This window comes from Streptococcus sp. KHUD_011 (assembly GCF_046352925.1).
In the GTDB taxonomy this organism is placed as follows: domain Bacteria; phylum Bacillota; class Bacilli; order Lactobacillales; family Streptococcaceae; genus Streptococcus.
Genome location: NZ_CP157578.1, coordinates 722861 through 740993, shown reverse-complemented (window position 1 = coordinate 740993; position 18133 = coordinate 722861). Strand labels below are relative to the sequence as shown.

Annotated in this window: 15 protein-coding genes, 1 tRNA gene and 1 other RNA gene; 4 read left to right on the top strand and 13 right to left on the bottom strand. The window is 41.4% G+C overall.

Annotated features, from left to right (window positions below; translation table 11 throughout):
* Position 1 precedes the first annotated feature (1 nt).
* Positions 2 to 1216: a tRNA uracil 4-sulfurtransferase ThiI gene (thiI, locus tag ABKJ27_RS03390; protein WP_410012041.1), complete on the bottom strand. Its 1215-nt coding sequence runs from the start codon at positions 1214 to 1216 to the stop codon at positions 2 to 4.
* A gap of 8 nt (positions 1217 to 1224) precedes the next feature.
* Positions 1225 to 2367, bottom strand: a complete 1143-nt coding sequence (locus ABKJ27_RS03385; RefSeq protein ID WP_261150330.1) for a cysteine desulfurase family protein — start codon at positions 2365 to 2367, stop codon at positions 1225 to 1227.
* A 138-nt stretch (positions 2368 to 2505) separates the two neighbouring features.
* On the opposite strand from ABKJ27_RS03385, the gene ABKJ27_RS03380 reads away from it, so the two are divergent.
* The gene (locus ABKJ27_RS03380; RefSeq protein ID WP_024057333.1) at positions 2506 to 2937 is read left to right on the top strand and encodes a DUF6556 family protein; all 432 of its coding nucleotides are present in this window, start codon (positions 2506 to 2508) and stop codon (positions 2935 to 2937) included.
* A 44-nt stretch (positions 2938 to 2981) separates the two neighbouring features.
* On the opposite strand, the gene ABKJ27_RS03375 is transcribed toward ABKJ27_RS03380, so the two are convergent.
* From ABKJ27_RS03375 to ABKJ27_RS03360, 4 genes are all read right to left on the bottom strand, one after another.
* A complete protein-coding gene (locus ABKJ27_RS03375; protein WP_410012040.1) occupies positions 2982 to 5285 on the bottom strand; it encodes a DNA translocase FtsK in 2304 nt (767 codons plus the stop codon).
* Positions 5286 to 5370: 85 nt separating this feature from the next.
* Positions 5371 to 7323 (bottom strand): fructose-specific PTS transporter subunit EIIC, encoded by a 1953-nt coding sequence (locus tag ABKJ27_RS03370; RefSeq protein ID WP_410012039.1) that lies wholly within the window; start codon positions 7321 to 7323, stop codon positions 5371 to 5373.
* Complete coding sequence (gene pfkB / locus ABKJ27_RS03365; protein ID WP_000640798.1) at positions 7320 to 8231, bottom strand: 1-phosphofructokinase; 912 nt, start codon at positions 8229 to 8231, stop codon at positions 7320 to 7322. The genes ABKJ27_RS03370 and pfkB overlap by 4 nt, the downstream gene beginning before the upstream one ends.
* Positions 8228 to 8968 (bottom strand): DeoR/GlpR family DNA-binding transcription regulator, encoded by a 741-nt coding sequence (locus tag ABKJ27_RS03360; protein WP_000920651.1) that lies wholly within the window; start codon positions 8966 to 8968, stop codon positions 8228 to 8230. Before ABKJ27_RS03360 ends, pfkB begins: the two co-directional genes overlap by 4 nt.
* 161 nt (positions 8969 to 9129) lie before the next feature.
* On the opposite strand from ABKJ27_RS03360, the gene ABKJ27_RS03355 reads away from it, so the two are divergent.
* A tRNA-Ser gene (locus ABKJ27_RS03355) sits at positions 9130 to 9217 on the top strand.
* A 60-nt stretch (positions 9218 to 9277) separates the two neighbouring features.
* Here the strand turns inward: ABKJ27_RS03355 and ABKJ27_RS03350 are convergent.
* From ABKJ27_RS03350 to ABKJ27_RS03325, 6 genes are all read right to left on the bottom strand, one after another.
* Positions 9278 to 10626 (bottom strand): IS3 family transposase gene (locus tag ABKJ27_RS03350; RefSeq protein WP_410011683.1). Its coding sequence is split into 2 segments (ribosomal slippage): positions 9278 to 10176 and positions 10176 to 10626, totalling 1350 coding nucleotides; the frame shifts between segments, so codons are not numbered across the junction.
* Positions 10627 to 10733: 107 nt separating this feature from the next.
* The gene (locus tag ABKJ27_RS03345; RefSeq protein WP_410012038.1) at positions 10734 to 12068 is read right to left on the bottom strand and encodes an Nramp family divalent metal transporter; all 1335 of its coding nucleotides are present in this window, start codon (positions 12066 to 12068) and stop codon (positions 10734 to 10736) included.
* 305 nt (positions 12069 to 12373) lie between these two features.
* Positions 12374 to 12721, bottom strand: a transfer-messenger RNA (tmRNA) gene (gene ssrA, locus ABKJ27_RS03340).
* Between the two features lie 61 nt (positions 12722 to 12782).
* Complete coding sequence (locus ABKJ27_RS03335) at positions 12783 to 13418, bottom strand: SGNH/GDSL hydrolase family protein (protein ID WP_000290664.1); 636 nt, start codon at positions 13416 to 13418, stop codon at positions 12783 to 12785.
* 1 nt (position 13419) lies between these two features.
* Positions 13420 to 14247: an HAD family hydrolase gene (locus ABKJ27_RS03330; protein WP_000153517.1), complete on the bottom strand. Its 828-nt coding sequence runs from the start codon at positions 14245 to 14247 to the stop codon at positions 13420 to 13422.
* Positions 14248 to 14268: 21 nt separating this feature from the next.
* Complete coding sequence (locus ABKJ27_RS03325) at positions 14269 to 15594, bottom strand: CapA family protein (protein WP_001189732.1); 1326 nt, start codon at positions 15592 to 15594, stop codon at positions 14269 to 14271.
* A gap of 174 nt (positions 15595 to 15768) precedes the next feature.
* Here ABKJ27_RS03325 and def point away from each other — a divergent pair, with 174 nt between their 5' ends.
* On the top strand, positions 15769 to 16380 hold the full coding sequence (def, locus tag ABKJ27_RS03320) for a peptide deformylase (protein ID WP_001272937.1): 612 nt from the start codon (positions 15769 to 15771) through the stop codon (positions 16378 to 16380).
* Between the two features lie 44 nt (positions 16381 to 16424).
* A complete protein-coding gene (rlmB, locus tag ABKJ27_RS03315) occupies positions 16425 to 17153 on the top strand; it encodes a 23S rRNA (guanosine(2251)-2'-O)-methyltransferase RlmB (protein ID WP_410012037.1) in 729 nt (242 codons plus the stop codon).
* A gap of 39 nt (positions 17154 to 17192) precedes the next feature.
* On the opposite strand, the gene trxB is transcribed toward rlmB, so the two are convergent.
* Positions 17193 to 18104 carry a thioredoxin-disulfide reductase gene (trxB, locus tag ABKJ27_RS03310; protein WP_049509552.1) on the bottom strand — a complete coding sequence of 304 codons (912 nt, stop codon included), beginning with the start codon at positions 18102 to 18104 and terminating at the stop codon, positions 17193 to 17195.
* Positions 18105 to 18133 lie beyond the last annotated feature (29 nt).

Genomic DNA, 18133 nt, shown 5'->3' with positions numbered 1-18133 from the left:
TTTAGAGCAGATTGTCAATCAAGTCATCCACTTCATCTTTTTCAGCCTGCGGTGTAATCTCAGTAATCATGATTCCAGCCACAGCTCGCTCAACTAAACCTTCAACATCCATGCGAGTTTCATACTGCTCCGCATTCTTAATCTTAGGATTTGTTTTCGGACGATCTGGCGCAAAAATGGTACAACAGTCTTCAAAAGGCTGGATAGAAATGTCAAAGGTATCGATTTCTTGTGCAATATCAATGATTTCCAACTTATCCATGGTTACAACTGGGCGGATGATGGGAGTGTTAGTAACGGCATTGATAGCCTGCATGCTTTCAAGGGTTTGGCTGGCTACTTGACCTAGACTCTCCCCATTGATGATAACCAAACCATTTCGTACCTCACGGATACGGTCGGTAATCCGCATCATAAAGCGACGAGTTAGAGTCATCAAATAAGCCTCTGGCGCTTTGGCCTTGATTTCCTCTTGAATCTCAGTGAAAGGAACTTCGATAAACTGGATATTGCCTCCGAACTTGGTCAATTTGCGAGTCAAATCTTGGGCTTTTTTAAGGGCACCAGGACTCGTGTATGGCGGACTGGCAAAGTGAACTGCCTCAATATCTACCCCTCGTTTAAGAGCCAGATAACCTGCTACAGGTGAATCAATTCCTCCTGACAACATAAGCATCCCTTTACCTGAAGTTCCAACTGGCAAACCACCAGCCCCACGAATGGTTTCATAAGAAAGGTAGGCTGCTTCTTCACGGATCTCCACCTGAAGATTGATGTCAGGACTTTTCATTTGAGCTTGCACATTTGGAATGGCTTCGAAAACAGCTCCTCCAAGTGTTTGGTTGAGTTCACGACTATCCAACTCAAAGTTGTGGTCGCTACGCTTGCTAGAGATTTTGAAAGTCATTCCTTCTTTGTAAATATCTTTCATAATCTCTTGAACAGAAGACTTCAGAACTTCTACAGATTTTTCAACCTTGTATACAGGGGAAAAATTTTGAATCCCAAATACTTGTTTGAGTGATTCTGCTACTGCTGTGTAATCTGCTCCATTGAGGTAAGCGTGGGCACGGTCACGATCTGCCGTTACCTTAACTTGGGGATAGATAGACAAAACGTCTGAAATATTATTGCGAAGTTTATTGATGAAACGCATACGGTTTTTGCCCTTGGTTGACAGCTCACCGTAGCGAATCATAATTTCTGAATACTGCATGAATGCTCCTATCTTACTTTTCTAGTTTGATTGTAAATCAATTTTAACTTGGTCAAGAACTGCTCGACCTGACTCATATCATTTTCAAGGTCTAGGCTAAGACGCACAGCTGACTGAGCCTTATCTTTATCTACTCCCATGGCAATCAGGGTTCCGGCTGGTTTTCCTGCCTTGGACGAACAAGCAGAGGTCGTTGAGATAAAAATATCATAGTCTTCAAAGGCGTGAACGATGACTTCACCACGAACACCCTTGATTCCAAAAGTCAGAATATGAGGGGCAAAGTCTTCCTCATCTGAAAAGACAGAAATATCTGGATAGTCCAGAAGTGCTTGGCGAATCACTGCCTTCATCTGACCAGTCTTGCTAGTAAAGATATCTAGCTTTTCCATAGACAAGCGGAGAGCCTTGGCTGTCGCTGCAATTCCTGCCACATTTTCAGTTGTCGAACGGTAATCACGTTCCTGACCACCACCTGTTAAAAGAGGCGTAATCTTCTTGCCAGACTTGATATAGACAAATCCAACACCTCGAACTCCGTGAAACTTGTGACTAGAGAAAGTTGCAAAATCCACTCGTTCTGTCAGATATTTTTCAGTCGGAATCTTGGCAAGTGCCTGAACAGCATCAACGTGGAAGGAAATAGTCGGCTTGTCTGCCAACAGTTCTGAAATAGCCTCAATGGGCTGGATAGAGCCGATTTCATTGTTTACAGCCATGACAGAAACGAGGGTCGTATCAGGTCTTATCAAATCTGCTAACGCTTCAACATCCACAAATCCTTTGTTATCAACTGGAGCAAAATCTACTTCAAATCCTTGAGATTTCAACCAGAGAGCTGACTCTTTGACTGCCGGATGTTCAATGGCTGATACGATGATGTGCTTGCCAAATTGAGCTTTTTCAAAGGCGACACCCTTGATGACCCAGTTATCTCCTTCTGTCCCACCAGAAGTAAAGAAGATTTCATCGCTTTTCTTACCGATTAAATCTGCAATCTGTTGGCGAGAAGCATCTAAGATTCGTGTTGCCTGGTCTCCCAAACGATGGAGACTAGATGGATTTCCTAAAATTTTTGAAGCGACCTGCATATAAGTTTCAAGGGCTTCAGGATAGGGCTTGGTCGTCGCCGAATTATCAAAGTAAATCATGTTTTCTCACGCTTTCTAAAATCACTCCTTCTATTGTATCATGAAACGGAGCCTGCGACAAGAAAGGGCAATTCCTCTTTTTTTAAGATTTTTTTAAAGAAATGCGGTATAATAAATTTTAATTAAAGGAGAGAATATATGTCTAATTATCGTAGAACTTCAAAACCAAAAACAGAACACATCAAAAAAGGCTTCACGGTCTTTCAAAAAACTGTTGCCACTATCGGTAGTATCCTTGGCTTAATTACTGCAAGTATCACTATCATGAACGCCTTAGATAATAACAAAAACACTAAAAAAGAACCTACGACAAGCCAGACGACAACAATTGTCAAAGAAATTCAAAAGGAATCCCCTCAGGAAAACACTAGTCCCAATAAGGAAAATAACACTTCTCAAGAAAAAACACAGCAAGAGGAAACACCAAAATCTAGCGTCAAGGAAGAGAAAAAAGAAGAGCAGAAAGCAGCAACTCAGGATTCTTCTACTCCTACTCCAAGTAAACCTGCCGCTGATAATGAAAAACAGTCCAATAATACTCCAACTTCAGAAAATAAAAGTAATCAATAGCCAGTAAAATAGCTTCCCTCCAAACTTGGAAAGAAGCTATTTTTTTATTGTTGTAAAACTTTTCTTGGTTTGGTACCTTCAGCTGGACCAATGACACCTGCTATCTCAAGCTCTTCCATGAGACGGGTCGCACGATTAAATCCAACTGACAAACGACGCTGAATCATAGATGCGCTGGCTTTCTGGGTCTCAATGACCAAAGCCTTGGCTTCTTCAAAGAGCGGGTCACCACCAGATTCACCATCTGAAAATTCTCCTTCATTTTCAGAAACCTCACCTGGATCAAAACTCTCATCGTAGTCCGCATCTGCCTGAGCCTTGATAAAGTTTACGATGCGTTCAACATCATCATCCGAGATAAAGGATCCTTGGAGACGAACTGGATGATTTTCATCAATCGGTTTAAAGAGCATGTCCCCTCGGCCAAGTAGTTTCTCAGCTCCATTTTCATCCAAGATAGTACGGGAGTCTGTCCCTGATGAAACCGCAAAAGCCACTCGAGATGGGACATTGGCCTTGATCAGACCAGAAATGACATCAACCGATGGACGCTGGGTTGCAAGAATCATGTGGATACCTGCAGCCCGCGCCTTCTGCCCAAGACGAATGATAGCATCTTCCACTTCCTTGCTGGCTACCATCATAAGGTCAGCCAACTCATCCACAATTACAACAATGAGTGGTAGCGGAACCTGCTTGTACTCAGACTGAGCATTAAACTCTTCTACCTTGGCATTAAAACCTGCAATATTCCGAACTCCCACCTTGGCAAAGAGTTCATAACGATTTTCCATTTCATCCACGACCTTTTGCAAAGCCTTGCTGGCCTTACGTGGATTGGTCACGACTGGAATCAAGAGGTGGGGAATATCATTGTAAACAGACAACTCAACCATCTTGGGATCGACCATCATAAATTTAACTTGGTCAGGTCTCGCCTTCATGAGGATGCTAGCGATAATGCCGTTAACAGCTACTGACTTCCCTGAACCCGTTGAACCTGCAACTAGCAAGTGGGGCATCTTGGAAAGGTCAAAAGCTCTTGCGGTGCCATTAACTGCCTTTCCTAGAGGAATTTCTAAGAGATTTTCTGCTTTCGTTTGAGATTGTTCCCATAGTTCGCGGAAGGATACCGTCGCAATCTCAGAGTTAGGAACCTCAATCCCGACTAAGGATTTACCAGGTATTGGAGCCTCAATCCGGACATCCTTGGCTGCCAAGGCTAGAGCGAGGTCATCTGCTAGATTGGAAATGCGGTTAACCCGTACACCGACTGCTGGCTTGACTTCATACTTGGTCACTGACGGCCCAATTTCAGCCCGTTCAACCGTTACCTTAATACCAAAACTAGCAAAAGTTTCTTCTAGGATTTTGATGTTTTCACGAACGATTTTCTTCTCTTTCGACTGGTCTTTTGGTTTATCTGGGGCAAAGAGTTGTAAGCTTGGAAGTTTGTATTCAAGGGCTTCCTTTGCTGAAAAATCGACCTGAACATCTTCGACATCAGAGCCATCTCCCTGTTCAGTGAATTCAAGTTCAGCTTGAGGCAAGATGATCTCTGGTTCTACCCACTCTTCTTCTGGAACAGGTGGAACGTCAAGCACAACATCTTCTGTAAGAATTTCACCCGTTTCCATATCAACAGGAGGCATATCGAGTAAGGCTTTTTCAGCCTCTTCTTTTTCTAATCTAGCCTCTTCCTCAGCCTTTTGGCGAGCTTTTTCTTCTTGTTTGACAAAACGTTCCTCTTTTCGACGCTCATGCCCTTCCCGCCATTTGGCAAAGCCTTTACTGCAAAATTCAGCAATATCGTAAACAGACCAAGGACTGACTAGGAGGGCACCCACTAAAATCAAGATAGAACCAATAAAGTAAGTACCGATATTTGAGAAGAGAAAGGCTGTTGGCACATAGAGTCCAACACCAATCAAGCCTCCACCAGCAAAACTGGTCGTTCGAAAACCAGTCAGATCAGTCACAACCTGAGCCATAGTCCCTTTTAAAACCGACTTGTCCAAACCATATTTCCAAACTAAGTAGGCCTCAAAAATCAAGAGTAAGCCAGCAAATATGGTGAAAAAACCTGATAAGAGTCCTTCCTGTTTTCGTATCCACTTGAAGAAGAAGAGATAGAGCAGGATGCCAAATATTGCCAGATAAGCTAGGCTACCCACCAGCAAGCGAATGAAATTGTAAAGGGTTATACCTGCAGCCCCTAATTTGAAGGCTGCGAAAATCAATAAAAGCGCGATTCCCAACGAAATCAACATTCGTTGAATCGCTTCTTTTCTTTCGAGTTCTGCTTTAGACGGTCTCCGTCTTGTTTTACTTGTATTCTTGTTTGCCATTCTTCTATTATACCATATTTCACAGGCATTTCGGAAAGAGAAAAAGACTGCACCAAACGGTCCAATCTTTTCATTTTTCTATTTTTTATGCTTGTGGTTTGCGCAGGTAACCATAAACCACACCACTCACGATTGCTCCTACCAAGACTGAAGCAAGGTAAAGAAGAGCATTTGAAGTAAGGGCGATTACGAAGATTCCTCCGTGTGGTGCCATGAGTTTGATACCAGCAAGACCAACGAGTCCGCCTGCTACTGCTGAACCAAGGATGAAGCTTGGAATCGCACGAGCTGGGTCTGCTGCACCAAATGGAATTGCTCCCTCAGTGATAAATGACAAGCCCATGATGATGTTTGTCAAACCAGAGTTGCGTTCTTCTTTGGTAAATTTATCTTTGAAAAGAAGAGTTGCGACAAAGATTGCAAGTGGTGGCACCATTCCTCCAGCCATAACTGCTGCCATAGCAACAGAACCACCTGAAGAAACAGTTGCTGCAAGCGTACCTGTACCAAAGACATAGGCAGCTTTGTTAACTGGTCCACCCATGTCAACAGCCATCATTCCACCAAGGACGATACCAAGAAGGACAGCTGAACCGCCTCCAAGACCGCCTAGGAAGTCATTCATAGCAGTGTTGATTGCTGCCATTGGGATGTTAACAGCTAGCATGACAAATCCAGTCAAGATTGTTCCAAGAAGTGGCAAGAGAAGGATTGATTTTGCACCTTCAAGTGAACGAGGAACTTTAACGTATTTCTTGATAGCAAGAACTAAAGCACCTGCGATAAATCCACCAACAAGGGCACCTAGGAAACCAGATGAGACACCTGCAAGAGTTGAAGTTGCTTCACCACCTGCTGCATAAGGGATTTTACCAAAGGCAAAACCTTCTTTAGCAATAGCACCAGCCACAAAACCCGCTACCAAACCTGGTTTTTCAGCGATAGAGTAGGCAACATAACCTGCAAAGACTGGGAGCATCAATCCAAAGGCTGCACCACCAATTTTCATGAACATAGAAGCTAACTCATGGTAAGAACCAAGATTGCCAAGGTTTTCATTTGGAACACCCAAAGCACCGTCAATCAAGAAGGCAAGGGCAATCATGATACCACCACCGATAACGAATGGTAACATTTGAGATACACCACTCATCAAGTGTTTGTAGAAGGCACCACCAAGGCTTTGTTTTTCATTAGATGCTGTTGCAGCTTTTACACCATTAGCGGCACGGTAAACTTCAGCATCTCCTGATAGAGCCAAGTTAATCAATTCTTCCGTTTTACGGATACCGTCAGCAACCGGACGATTGATCAATGGTTTGCCATCGAAACGATCCATTTCAACGGCCTTGTCTGCTGCGATGATAACAGCTTTAGCCTTTCGGATATCTTCTGCAGTTAGTTGATTTCCAACACCGCTAGCACCATTAGTCTCAACCTTGATCCCAACACCCATTTCAGCAGCTACTTTTTGAAGAGCTTCTTGAGCCATGTAAGTGTGGGCAATACCTGTTGTACAAGCTGTAACAGCTACGATAAAGTCACCCGAGTTATTAGCAGGTACTTGAACAGGCTCTTCAGTTTTTTCGGAAGCTTTGTCGAAAAGTTCAATGACTTGGTCAGCTGATGTTACTTGACGAAGTTTGTCAGCAAAACCGTCTTTCATCAAGTATTGAGACAATTCTGCCAAGGCTGCTAAATGAGTGTCATTAGCACCTTCTGGAGCCGCAATCATAAAGAAGAGGTCAGTTGGTTGCCCATCCAAGCTCTCGTAGTCAACACCCTTGTTTGACTTGGCAAAGAGAACTGTCGCTTCTTTGACAGCAGCATTTTTGCTGTGAGGCATTGCGATACCATCACCCAAACCTGTAGAAGTAAGAGCTTCACGCGCCAAAATTCCTTCTTTAAAGGTTTCAAAATCTGTCACATAACCGTGGTCTGTCAAACTTTTAATCATCTCGTCGATGACAGCTGTTTTTTCAGTTGCTTGCAAATCCAGCAACATAACATCTTTTCTCAATAGGTCTTGAATTTTCATCGTTTTTCTACCTCAACTTTTTCATATGTTTCTTTAATAAATTCTGCTGTTGCCAAGTCATCCGAGAAGGTAGTTGCCGTTCCACAAGCAACTCCCCATTTGAAGGCTTCTACTGCGTCTTTTGATTTGACAAATTCACCTGTGAATCCGGCAACCATAGAATCACCAGCACCAACTGAATTTTTGACTGTTCCCTTGATAGGTTTTGCGAAGTAAGCTCCCTCAGATGTGACAAGAAGGGCACCGTCGCCAGCCATGGAGATAATGACGTTTTGAGCTCCTTTGGCCAGTAACTGACGAGCATAGTTCTCGATTTCATCTAAACTTTCGAGTTTCACTCCAAAGATAGCTCCAAGCTCGTGATTATTTGGTTTGACCAAAAGTGGCTGATAGTCCAAACTATCAATCAAGGTCTGTCCTTCAAAGTCACAAACGACTTGCGCACCAGTCTTGCGTGTCAAGGCAATCAAATCCTTGTAGATAACATTTCCTAGGTTTTTAGCACTCGAACCCGCAAAGACAACCGTATCTTCTGCTGTCAGACTAGATAAAATAGCTTTCAATTCTTCTAGCTGAGCTGGTTCGACATTTGGACCGGTTCCGTTGATTTCTGTTTCTTGGTCTGCTTTGATTTTAACATTGATACGAGTATCTTCTGCCACTTGGACAAAACATGTCTCGATTTCTTCCTCTGCAAGGGTATCTGTGATAAATTTACCAGTAAAGCCTCCGATAAATCCCGTCGCTGTATTTGGTATATCCAAACGTTTCAAGACACGGCTGACATTGATTCCTTTCCCACCAGCAAACTTATCATCACTGTCCATACGATTGACACTACCGACTTGGACTTGGTCCAAACGAACGATATAGTCAATGGATGGATTGAGTGTGACTGTATAAATCATACTTCTATTACCTCCGTTTTCTCCTTAATAGCCTGCAAGAGCTCATGCCCTTGACTTGTGATAACAATAGCTCGTTTGAGTGGTGCTACCTTGGCAAAGCAAGTTTGTCCAATTTTTGACGAATCCACCAAGACATAGGTCTGTTTGGCATTTTCTAAAATAGCACGCTTAACAGCTCCCTCCTCCATATCAGGAGTCGTATAATAGCCATCGTCCACACCATTCATCCCGATAAAGGCACGGTCAAAGTGCAATTGGTTAATCTGGTTAAGAGCAACGCCCCCGATGCTAGCATCTGTTGCCATCTTGACACTTCCTCCAACCATGACAGTTGGAATCTGCTTTTCAACCAACTGTGCGGCATGGTGAATCGAATTTGTCACAACAGTAATATTCTTATTGACCAATTCATGGATCAAAAAAGCAGTTGTTGTTCCAGCATCGATAAAGATGACATCTTGTTCCTTAATGAGAGAGGCTGCTTTCTGAGCCAGCAACTTCTTTTCTTGAAGGTTTTTGACAGATTTTTCTTGAATGGTTTCTTCTTCCTGCAAGGAATGGGGCAATTCTGCTCCACCATGCACGCGACGAAGCTTGTTTTCCGCTTCCAACTCATCCAAGTCTCTTCGAACCGTTGATTCTGAGGTCTCTAGCAAACTAACTAATTTTTCTAGAGAAACTACATGATGTTGATTTAACTCCTCTAAAATCAGTTGTTTCCGCTCTGTTTTTAACACTGAATCACCTCCTGTTATCGTTTACACTATTCATTCTATCACACTTTCTTTCAAAGTCAAGCATTTTTTGTCATTTTCTTTCAAAATCTATCATTTTTCTTATTTCTAGAATTTTTATTGCAAGATAGGGGCCTTTATGGTAGACTATTTGAGTAAGTATTGGAAGATTACTCAAGAGGCTTAAGAGGCCGTGTTGGAAACGCGGTAGGCGTGTAACAGCGTGCGTGGGTTCGAATCCCATGTCTTCCGTTTATTTTAAAAAAGATACCCAAGAAATCTGTACTGACCCCAAAAAGTTAGACAATTAATTTAAGCAAAGGATTTAGTTCTGTATTGTACAGGGCTAAGTCCTTTTAGTTTTACCTTAATTCGTTTGTTGTTGTAGTAATCAATATAGTCTACAATAGCTTGTTCCAAGTGTTCAAGTGACTGAAACGTATTCTCATAACCATAAAACATTTCAGACTTAAGAATGCCAAAGAAAGATTCCATCATACCGTTATCTGGACTATTTCCCTTACGTGACATAGATGGTTGGATTCCCTTATTCTTTAAAAAATGATGATAGAAATCGTGTTGGTATTGCCAGCCTTGGTCACTATGGAGAATGGTATTTTCGTAATGGTTCTCTGTAAAGGCTTGTTCTAGCATAGCTTTCATTTGTACTAAGTTCGGCGAAGTAGAAAGATTGTAGGAGATAATTTCGCTGTTAAAACCATCTAAAACTGGCGATAAGTAAAGCTTTTGAGTGCTTGCTGGAATGGCAAATTCTGTCACATCTGTGTAGCACTTTTGCATTGGTTTGGTTGCTTCAAATTGACGTTGAATAAGATTATCTGCTTTCTTGCCAACCTCTCCTTGGTATGAAGAATACTTCCGTTTACGGCGAATTCGAGCCGTTAAACCAAGTACTTTCATCAGACGCTGCACCTTCTTATGGTTCACTACGAAGCCACGATTTCGTAATTCTAGAGTCATGCGACGATAGCCGTAATTTCCTTTGTGCTCAGTATAAATTGACTGAATTTCAGCTTTAATATCATAATCTTTATCGCTTTGATCCAGCTGTTTTAAGTGGTAATAATAAGTTGAACGGGCAAGTTTAATAATCTTTAGAAGGATATCTAAAGAAAACTCTGTTACCAGTCCTTGAACAATTTCCGTTTTTCTTCTTGCTCCTTTTCGTCTCTCAATCGGAGTTCTCTCAACTTTTTTAGAATGGCATTCTCCGCTCTCAAGTACTCATTTTCTGCTTGAAGACGTTCTAATTCTGTCATATCTTCAAATCTCTTCTTTGGCTTACGTCCCATTTTAGGTGGTCTCCCTCTTGTTTTCTCAACAATAGTATACCCGTTTTTCTTATATTGTGCCAGCCAATTCGAAAGTAATCCACTACTTAGAAGAGCATAATCCAGAGACGCCCTAATTTGTGAATGCCCCTCAAGAAGAACTTTATCAATGATCTCTTGTTTTAGTTCAGGAGAATAGTAACAATTCTTTCCTTTTTTGACGAACTCTATTCCGTAACGATCAATCAATTTAATCATGTACCTAAGATTAGAATTGTTTATCCCAAATTTATTTGAAAGCTTCTCTAAGCTATATCCTTGTTTTCTAAGTTCATAGATCTGAACTTTATCATCATAACTCAATTTCATAATAAAACACCCCAAAAGTTAGATTTTTTCTGTCTAACTTTTGGGGTGCAGTACAATCTTGGGTATCTTTTTTCTTATATGCTTGTTTTATAACTCGGGTGAATTTCTTAGAAAATATCAAATAACAATTTCACATTGAGAATTGTTAAGATAATGGAAACGATATAGCCAAGGATGGTATTCCATTTGGCATTGGTAAATTCTCCCATCAGTGATTTCTTAGAAGTTAGATAAATCAGTGGGAAGATTGAAAATGAAAGAGCAATCGAAAGAAAGACTTGTGAATAAACCAATAACTGATCCAATGTTTTTTCCTGATGACCAAACAGAACCGCTACAATCATGACAGGCAACAAGGCAAAGAGACGAGTTGCCAAACGAATGAACCATTGAGGTAATCTCATATGCAAGAAACCTTCCATAACGATTTGTCCAGTCAAGGTACCCGTAATTGTCGAATTTTGACCACTGGCTAATAAAGCCAAGGCAAACAAGGTTGATAAGGTCGAGCTAGCTATAGCTCCTGCAATAGTAGAATCCTGCAAGGCATTATACATTTGAGAGAAGGCAGAAATCTCAGATGCATGGCCGAAAAAGAGAGCCGCCCCGAGAATTAATAGAAGGGAGTTAACCACAAAGGCCAAGGATAATTGGAGATTTGAATCCCAGGTCATAAAGCGCACGGCTTTTCGAACATCATTCTTGTCCTTGTGATTGATTTTCCGAGTTTGAGACAAGGAAGAATGCAAATAGAGGTTATGGGGCATAACCGTTGCTCCCACGATCCCTAGTGCCAAGGTTAATTGACTTTCATGCCCTGGCAAGGGACTTTCAAATAAGGTTGCATTCGGTAGATAACCCTCAACGATTCCTTGGAAGCTTGGATGTGACAAAGATACCAGATAGGTAAAAATTGCTAGAATGGTTAAAATCAGTGTTGTCACAATAGCTTCAATCTTCTTAAAGCCAAATTTCATCAGAAGCAATAAGAGAAAAACATCCAACACGGTCAAGAGAATTGCTATCATAATCGGAATCTTAAAGAGAAGATTGAGAGCAATCGCTGAACCTAGAACTTCTGCCAGATCTGTCGCCATCAAGGCTAATTCTAAAATCACCCATAGACTATAACGAAGCCATTTAGGTGAATGATGAGCCGTTGCTTGAGCCAGGTCCATCTGGGTTACAATACCAAGCTTTCCTGCCATCTGCTGAAGTTGCATGGCAATGAGAGATGAAATCAAGATAACAAACAAGAGACTATACTTATAGGAAGCACCACCGACTACACTGGTAATCCAGTTTCCTGGATCCATATAACCAACTGCGACAAGAGCACCCGGACCTAAAAAGGCATTTAAATTTTGCCAGAAATGATTGTTATTTGGAGTATCGATAGATTGATTAATCTCAGAGAGTGACACTTTTTTATGAGAAGACATAGATACTTACCTCTTTCTAAACCTACTTTTTCATTATTTTCTATTAGAGAAAAATAAGATTGACTTTAAACTATTAAAACAATGAAAACTATATGAAAAACATTTAGTTTTTTCATTATTTTTCTTAAGGCACCTTAATTATAACAGAAAATATGATAAAAACTTAAGAAAATTCAGGACTTGATTTAATATTTAGGATACAACAAAATGTTGTATTCTTTTTTTGCAAAAGAATACCAAAGAATAAAATAAAAAACGTTGTAAAAACAACGTTTTAGAAAGATTTACAAAACAATGTAAATTATCAATGGAGCCGGTGGGAGTCGAACCCACGTCCAAACATCTGCTAACATATTTGTCTACAACCATAGGTTATGTATTCGTTTAACAGTCCCTCGACACATAACTCAAGCCTAGAAACCGCGAGTCTATCAATCTCTTATCAAGCCGCTAGACAAGGCTTGATCGTATCTCGCTAATAATAAGACCTGTCATTGAACACGAGCAATCCAAATCGGGTCACGCCTGCTGGTTTTTAGGCAGCTAGAGCGTAAGAAGTGTTATTTTTTGCAGTTATATTTAACTGAGCGTTTACGTCGCCACACGAGTCGCAAAATATGCCTCATAATGCCTGTCGAATCCGTAACGACCCCAAAAGACAATAAAACCATTATACCTTATCTAACTCAAAAATGCAAAAAGGAAAGCAATTAACTACAAAAGATAGTCTTTCAAAGATTTTGTCAAAACCTGATAACCGGGAACACTAAGGTGCAACCCATCAGTTGTATAATCTTTTTTGAGTTGGCCTGCCTGGTCTGTCAAACTATCAAAAACTGGCGCAAATTCTACCTGCATATAGGCAGAGGAAAGTTCTTTATAGGCTTGATTCCATTTCTGAATTTTTTCATTCGTGCGGATATAGACTGTCTGCTTGTACTCCTCGCCCTCATTGACTGGCAAAATGGAAAGCAATTTTATCTCTGTCAGTGGATAATCGCGAGCAATGGATTGTATGATAGATTCGAGATTATTGAGAGCCTCATTCACAGGCACATCTTTTCCGATATCGTTCGTCCCAATTAAAAGGACAATTTTATCTACCGCCCCACCGTACAGATGCGCATCCAGATTCTCTAATAACAGCCCTGTCTGATAACCTCGAATGCCTCGATTGACAATCGTCTTTGCAGTCCCAAATAGTTCCTGCAGAGGATAATATTCGACAATGGAATCCCCAATAAAAAGAATGTCTGGCTCTACAACAGAAACCTGATTTAAGTGACGATACTTGGTTTGGATTTTTTCTTGTTCCTTTAGGAGCCAATTTTCTAATAACTGTACTGCCACTTCATTCTCCTTTTTCTAACCAGTTCTCCAAGACTTGATAAACTCCTCCTTGGCTATTGGCTGGCGCTAGAGCAGTCGCCACAGCTTTGGCTTTATCATCAGCATTTTCCATCGCATAGGCAATTCCAGCCATTTCAAGCATTTCAACATCATTTTCACTGTCACCAAAAGCCATGATTTGTTGGGAGGTCAAGTCCCAGCGCTTGAGTAATTCTTCCAAGCCCCATGCTTTATGAATTCCAGCTTGAAGGATATCAATGCAACCATAGCCACTCGATACAGCACGAACACGGCCATCAAAGAGGTCATTGATTTCTTCCAAGACCGAACTCAAACGTTCCTCACCAACAACCATACTCATCTTGAGCACACCACCAAAGAGGTCAGAGGTTAATTCGTCCACAAATTGCATCCGTTGGTAGAATTTTTCAATCATTTCTGGAGTCATAAAACTTTCAAGGTCTGTAAAAATCGTACCTTCTTTGACGAAACCACCCTTCATAGACGTTACAACAAACTGATCCTGACACGCTCGACCCTTAAAATGAGCCAAAGCCTTATCGACAATGGCATCATCCCAAGTCTGAGCCTGAATCAGTTCATTGTTTTCAAAAATACGAGCACCGTTTGCAACAACCAGAACCACCCGATCGACCAAGTGCTCCAGTAGTTGCCTCATGCGGTGAATTTCATTCCCAGTCGCAATGACAAAACGAATACCCCTTTTATCCAACTGATCTAAAATCTTTTCCAAACGTGGGAGATCAAGCTGGCCTCTAGCATCCAGCAAGGTCCCATCCATATCTGTTGCAATTACCTTAATCGTCATTTACTTTCCTCTGGATTCAAGCTAGTCCCACTTCAATCCCACATGTTCGTTCATTTCTTTGTAGGCTGTATCAATTCGTTCCTTAGTCGCTTCATCTAACTGGTCACGATGACTACCACCCTCGATAAAATCTTCTAAGATATAAGTTTGGTATAGGAATAGTGGATAACCTTCTGGAGAATAGGTTCCTTTTGGTGTACGGTTTACCCAAGAAGGATGCGCTTTTGCAGTTTCGATTGTCGTCTTACCGGCTTTTTTCTTAATAGTCACATCCATGAGCACGCCGCGCTCTGTCCACTTAGCATTCTCTTCATCTTGCATGGTTTCAATTCGTTGATTGGAAATGAAGTTCCCCATTGAATAGATAATGAGTTTCTTGTCCCCATCTTTTTCAACCGTTTCAGATGGTTCAACTACGTGAGGGTGCCCTCCAAAGATAATATCCGCTCCCCAATCGATCATCTTGTGATAAAGAGCCTTTTGTTCTTCAGTTGGTTCCAAGCGATACTCCACACCCATCTGAGGCATGATAATGGTGATATCTGCTTCCTTCTCTGCTCGTTCAATTTCAGCCTTCATCTTGTCTTCATTTAGGTCTGAAAGATAGCGGTTATAGTCTTCTTGAGAAATACTTTGCTCAATTCCATTAAAACCATAAGAATAGGCTAAAAGTGCAACCTTGATGCCGTTCACTTCCTTGATAACCAGTGGAGCTTGATCACGTGACTCATGCGTATACACTCCAATAGGTGTCATTCCTGCCTTCTCAATAGCATCTGCTGTTGAAACCACACCTTCTATTTGTGAATCTAGGATATGGTTATGCGCCAAGTCTAGCACTTGATAACCGGCATCCTTGATGGCATCCATAACTTCACCAGGTGCATTAAATAGAGGATAACCTGCCAAATAGTGGTCCTTGTTCACAGTACCTTCAAAATCACCTATAATTAGGTCTGCTTGTTTGAGCCATGGTTTCACATAATCAAAATTCTCATGAAAATCATAGGTCCCATCTTCTTTTAAAGCCGAACGATAAATAGGAATATGATAAAGGAGGTCCCCATTGGCCATAATTCTAGCAGTTTTTTCCTCTTCCTGATCTTTAGTATTTTGATTGGTCTTATTTGCTTCTTGAGAAATGGCATCCTTTTTTTGACTGGTTAAGGGGATTCCTTGGAAGCTTTCAAACAACAAGACCAAGCCCATTGATAAAGCAACTGCTAGCAAGAGTATCGCCACAAATCCCTTATTGCTCCACTTGCGATAACTCCTAAAAAAGTTTACAAAGCCTCTCACAAAATGAAAAACTGGTCCACGTTTATGTCTATCTTGTCTTCTTTGCATCTTCATTCTCCCTACTTTCTAATGCAAGCCTTTTCTTTTTATTATATCACAGATAAGTATTTCTTTCACAATTGAATTGAACTTCCTATCTATTTTCTATAAATCCTAAAGGCTGTAATACTTTCAATCCTTGTCATTTTGTGATATCATGTAGAGGTAATGAAAGGAGAGAAAATGTCTGCAATAGAACGTATTACAAAAGCTGCTCACTTAATTGATATGAAAGATATTATCCGCGAGGGAAATCCAACTCTACGCGCGGTTGCTGAGGAAGTCACTTTCCCCTTGTCTGACCAGGAAATCATTCTCGGTGAAAAGATGATGCAATTCCTCAAACATTCCCAAGATCCTGTCATGGCTGAAAAGATGGGGCTCCGAGGTGGTGTTGGACTTGCTGCTCCTCAATTAGATATCTCAAAACGTATTATCGCTGTTTTGGTACCAAACATTGTTGAAGAAGGTGAAACTCCGCAGGAAGCCTACGACTTACAAGCCATTATGTACAATCCAAAAATCGTCTCTCACTCTGTTCAAGACGCTGCTCTTGGCGAAGGAGAAGGTTGCCTCTCTGTTGACCGCAATGTGCCTGGCTATGTTGTTCGCCATGCTCGCGTTACTGTTGACTACTTTGACAAGGACGGCGAAAAACACCGTATCAAGCTCAAAGGCTACAACTCCATCGTTGTTCAGCATGAAATTGACCACATCAACGGAATCATGTTTTACGATCGTATCAATGAAAAAGACCCATTTGAAGTTAAAGATGGTCTACTGATTCTTGAATAAATAAAATCCCGTTGCAAGACGGGGTTTTGTGTTATAATAGAGGCATGAAAACAAATGATATTGTCTATGGCGTCCACGCCGTTACCGAAGCCCTCCTTGCAAACACAGGGAACAAACTTTACCTCCAAGAAGATCTCCGAGGTAAGAATGTTGAGAAAGTCAAGGAACTGGCTACAGAAAAGAAGGTATCCATTTCTTGGACCTCAAAAAAATCCCTCACTGAGATGACTGAAGGTGCTGTTCATCAAGGTTTTGTTCTACGAGTGTCTGAATTTGCCTATAGCGAGCTGGATCACATCCTTGCCAAAACACGCCAAGAAGAAAATCCACTGCTATTGATTCTGGATGGTCTAACTGATCCCCATAATCTAGGTTCTATCTTGCGAACAGCCGATGCGACCAACGTTTCAGGTGTCATCATTCCCAAGCACCGTGCTGTCGGAGTTACTCCTGTCGTTGCCAAAACGGCCACAGGTGCTATTGAACACGTTCCAATTGCCCGCGTAACCAATCTGAGCCAAACTCTAGACAAACTCAAGGGTGAAGGCTTCTGGACCTTTGGAACAGATATGAACGGTACTCCTTGCCATAAGTGGAATACAAAAGGAAAAATCGCCCTCATCATCGGAAATGAAGGAAAAGGCATCTCTACCAACATCAAAAAACAGGTCGATGAAATGATTACTATTCCCATGAATGGACATGTTCAAAGCCTTAATGCCAGTGTTGCTGCAGCCATTCTCATGTACGAAGTTTTCCGAAATAGACTATAAAAAAAGTTTCCAGTCATCTGATTGGAAACTTTTTTATGATTAACTATGTTCTGTAATAAACTTGTAAGCTTCTTGACCTGCGATAGCGCCATCTCCAACTGCTGTTGTCACTTGGCGAAGGTCTTTCAAGCGAACATCTCCAACTGCGAAGATACCATCAACTGCAGTTTTCATGTGGTTGTCTGTCACAATCCAGCCAGCCTGATCTTGAATATTCAATTCTTTAACAAAATCGCTAAGAGGGTCTAATCCAACATAGATAAAGACGCCACCGAAGGCTTGCTCTGTCACTTGACCTGTTTTCACATTTTCAAAGACGACAGATTCTACTCGGTTTTCTCCCTTGATTTCCTTCACTACAGAATCCCAGATAAAGCTGATTTTCTCATTCGCAAAGGCGCGGTCTTGTAAAACCTTTTGGGCACGAAGTTGGTCACGACGGTGAACAATGGTAACAGTCTTAGCAAAACGAGTCAAGAAGAGGGCTTCTTCGACAGCTGAATCTCCGCCACCAACTACCAACAAATCTTGGTCACGGAAGAAAGCACCATCACACACGGCACAGTAAGAAACACCACGACTGTTCAGTTCTTCTTCTCCAGGTACTCCCAAAGGACGGTGTTTAGAGCCAGTCGCTACGATAACGGTACGAGTTTCATATGTTTGGTCATCAGTCATCACTTTCTTAAAATCACCATGGTCTTCGACATTTTCAACATAACCATAAATGTGCTCAACACCAAGATTTTCAAGCGGTTCAAACATCTTTTCTGCCAATTCTGGCCCACTAATATTAGCGTATCCAGGGTAATTTTCAATATCAGATGTATTATTCATCTGACCACCTGGCAGACCACCTTCAATCAAGCCTACTTTCAGATTGCTTCGAGCAGCATACAAGGCTGCAGTCATACCTGCAGGTCCAGCACCGATAATAATAGTATCGTACATATAGTTTCCTTCTTTCTTGTTGTAACTAT

What these genes read in the sequence shown, in the direction of transcription:
- ABKJ27_RS03375 (WP_410012040.1), bottom strand. Translation starts at nt 5,285, where the DNA reads ATGGCAAACAAGAATACAAGTAAAACAAGACGGAGACCGTCTAAAGCA.
- rlmB (WP_410012037.1), top strand. Translation starts at nt 16,425, where the DNA reads ATGAAAACAAATGATATTGTCTATGGCGTCCACGCCGTTACCGAAGCC.
- thiI (WP_410012041.1), bottom strand. Translation starts at nt 1,216, where the DNA reads ATGCAGTATTCAGAAATTATGATTCGCTACGGTGAGCTGTCAACCAAG.
- ABKJ27_RS03380 (WP_024057333.1), top strand. Translation starts at nt 2,506, where the DNA reads ATGTCTAATTATCGTAGAACTTCAAAACCAAAAACAGAACACATCAAA.
- pfkB (WP_000640798.1), bottom strand. Translation starts at nt 8,231, where the DNA reads ATGATTTATACAGTCACACTCAATCCATCCATTGACTATATCGTTCGT.
- ABKJ27_RS03385 (WP_261150330.1), bottom strand. Translation starts at nt 2,367, where the DNA reads ATGATTTACTTTGATAATTCGGCGACGACCAAGCCCTATCCTGAAGCC.
- ABKJ27_RS03370 (WP_410012039.1), bottom strand. Translation starts at nt 7,323, where the DNA reads ATGAAAATTCAAGACCTATTGAGAAAAGATGTTATGTTGCTGGATTTG.
- trxB (WP_049509552.1), bottom strand. Translation starts at nt 18,104, where the DNA reads ATGTACGATACTATTATTATCGGTGCTGGACCTGCAGGTATGACTGCA.
- ABKJ27_RS03330 (WP_000153517.1), bottom strand. Translation starts at nt 14,247, where the DNA reads ATGACGATTAAGGTAATTGCAACAGATATGGATGGGACCTTGCTGGAT.
- ABKJ27_RS03345 (WP_410012038.1), bottom strand. Translation starts at nt 12,068, where the DNA reads ATGTCTTCTCATAAAAAAGTGTCACTCTCTGAGATTAATCAATCTATC.
- ABKJ27_RS03325 (WP_001189732.1), bottom strand. Translation starts at nt 15,594, where the DNA reads ATGCAAAGAAGACAAGATAGACATAAACGTGGACCAGTTTTTCATTTT.
- def (WP_001272937.1), top strand. Translation starts at nt 15,769, where the DNA reads ATGTCTGCAATAGAACGTATTACAAAAGCTGCTCACTTAATTGATATG.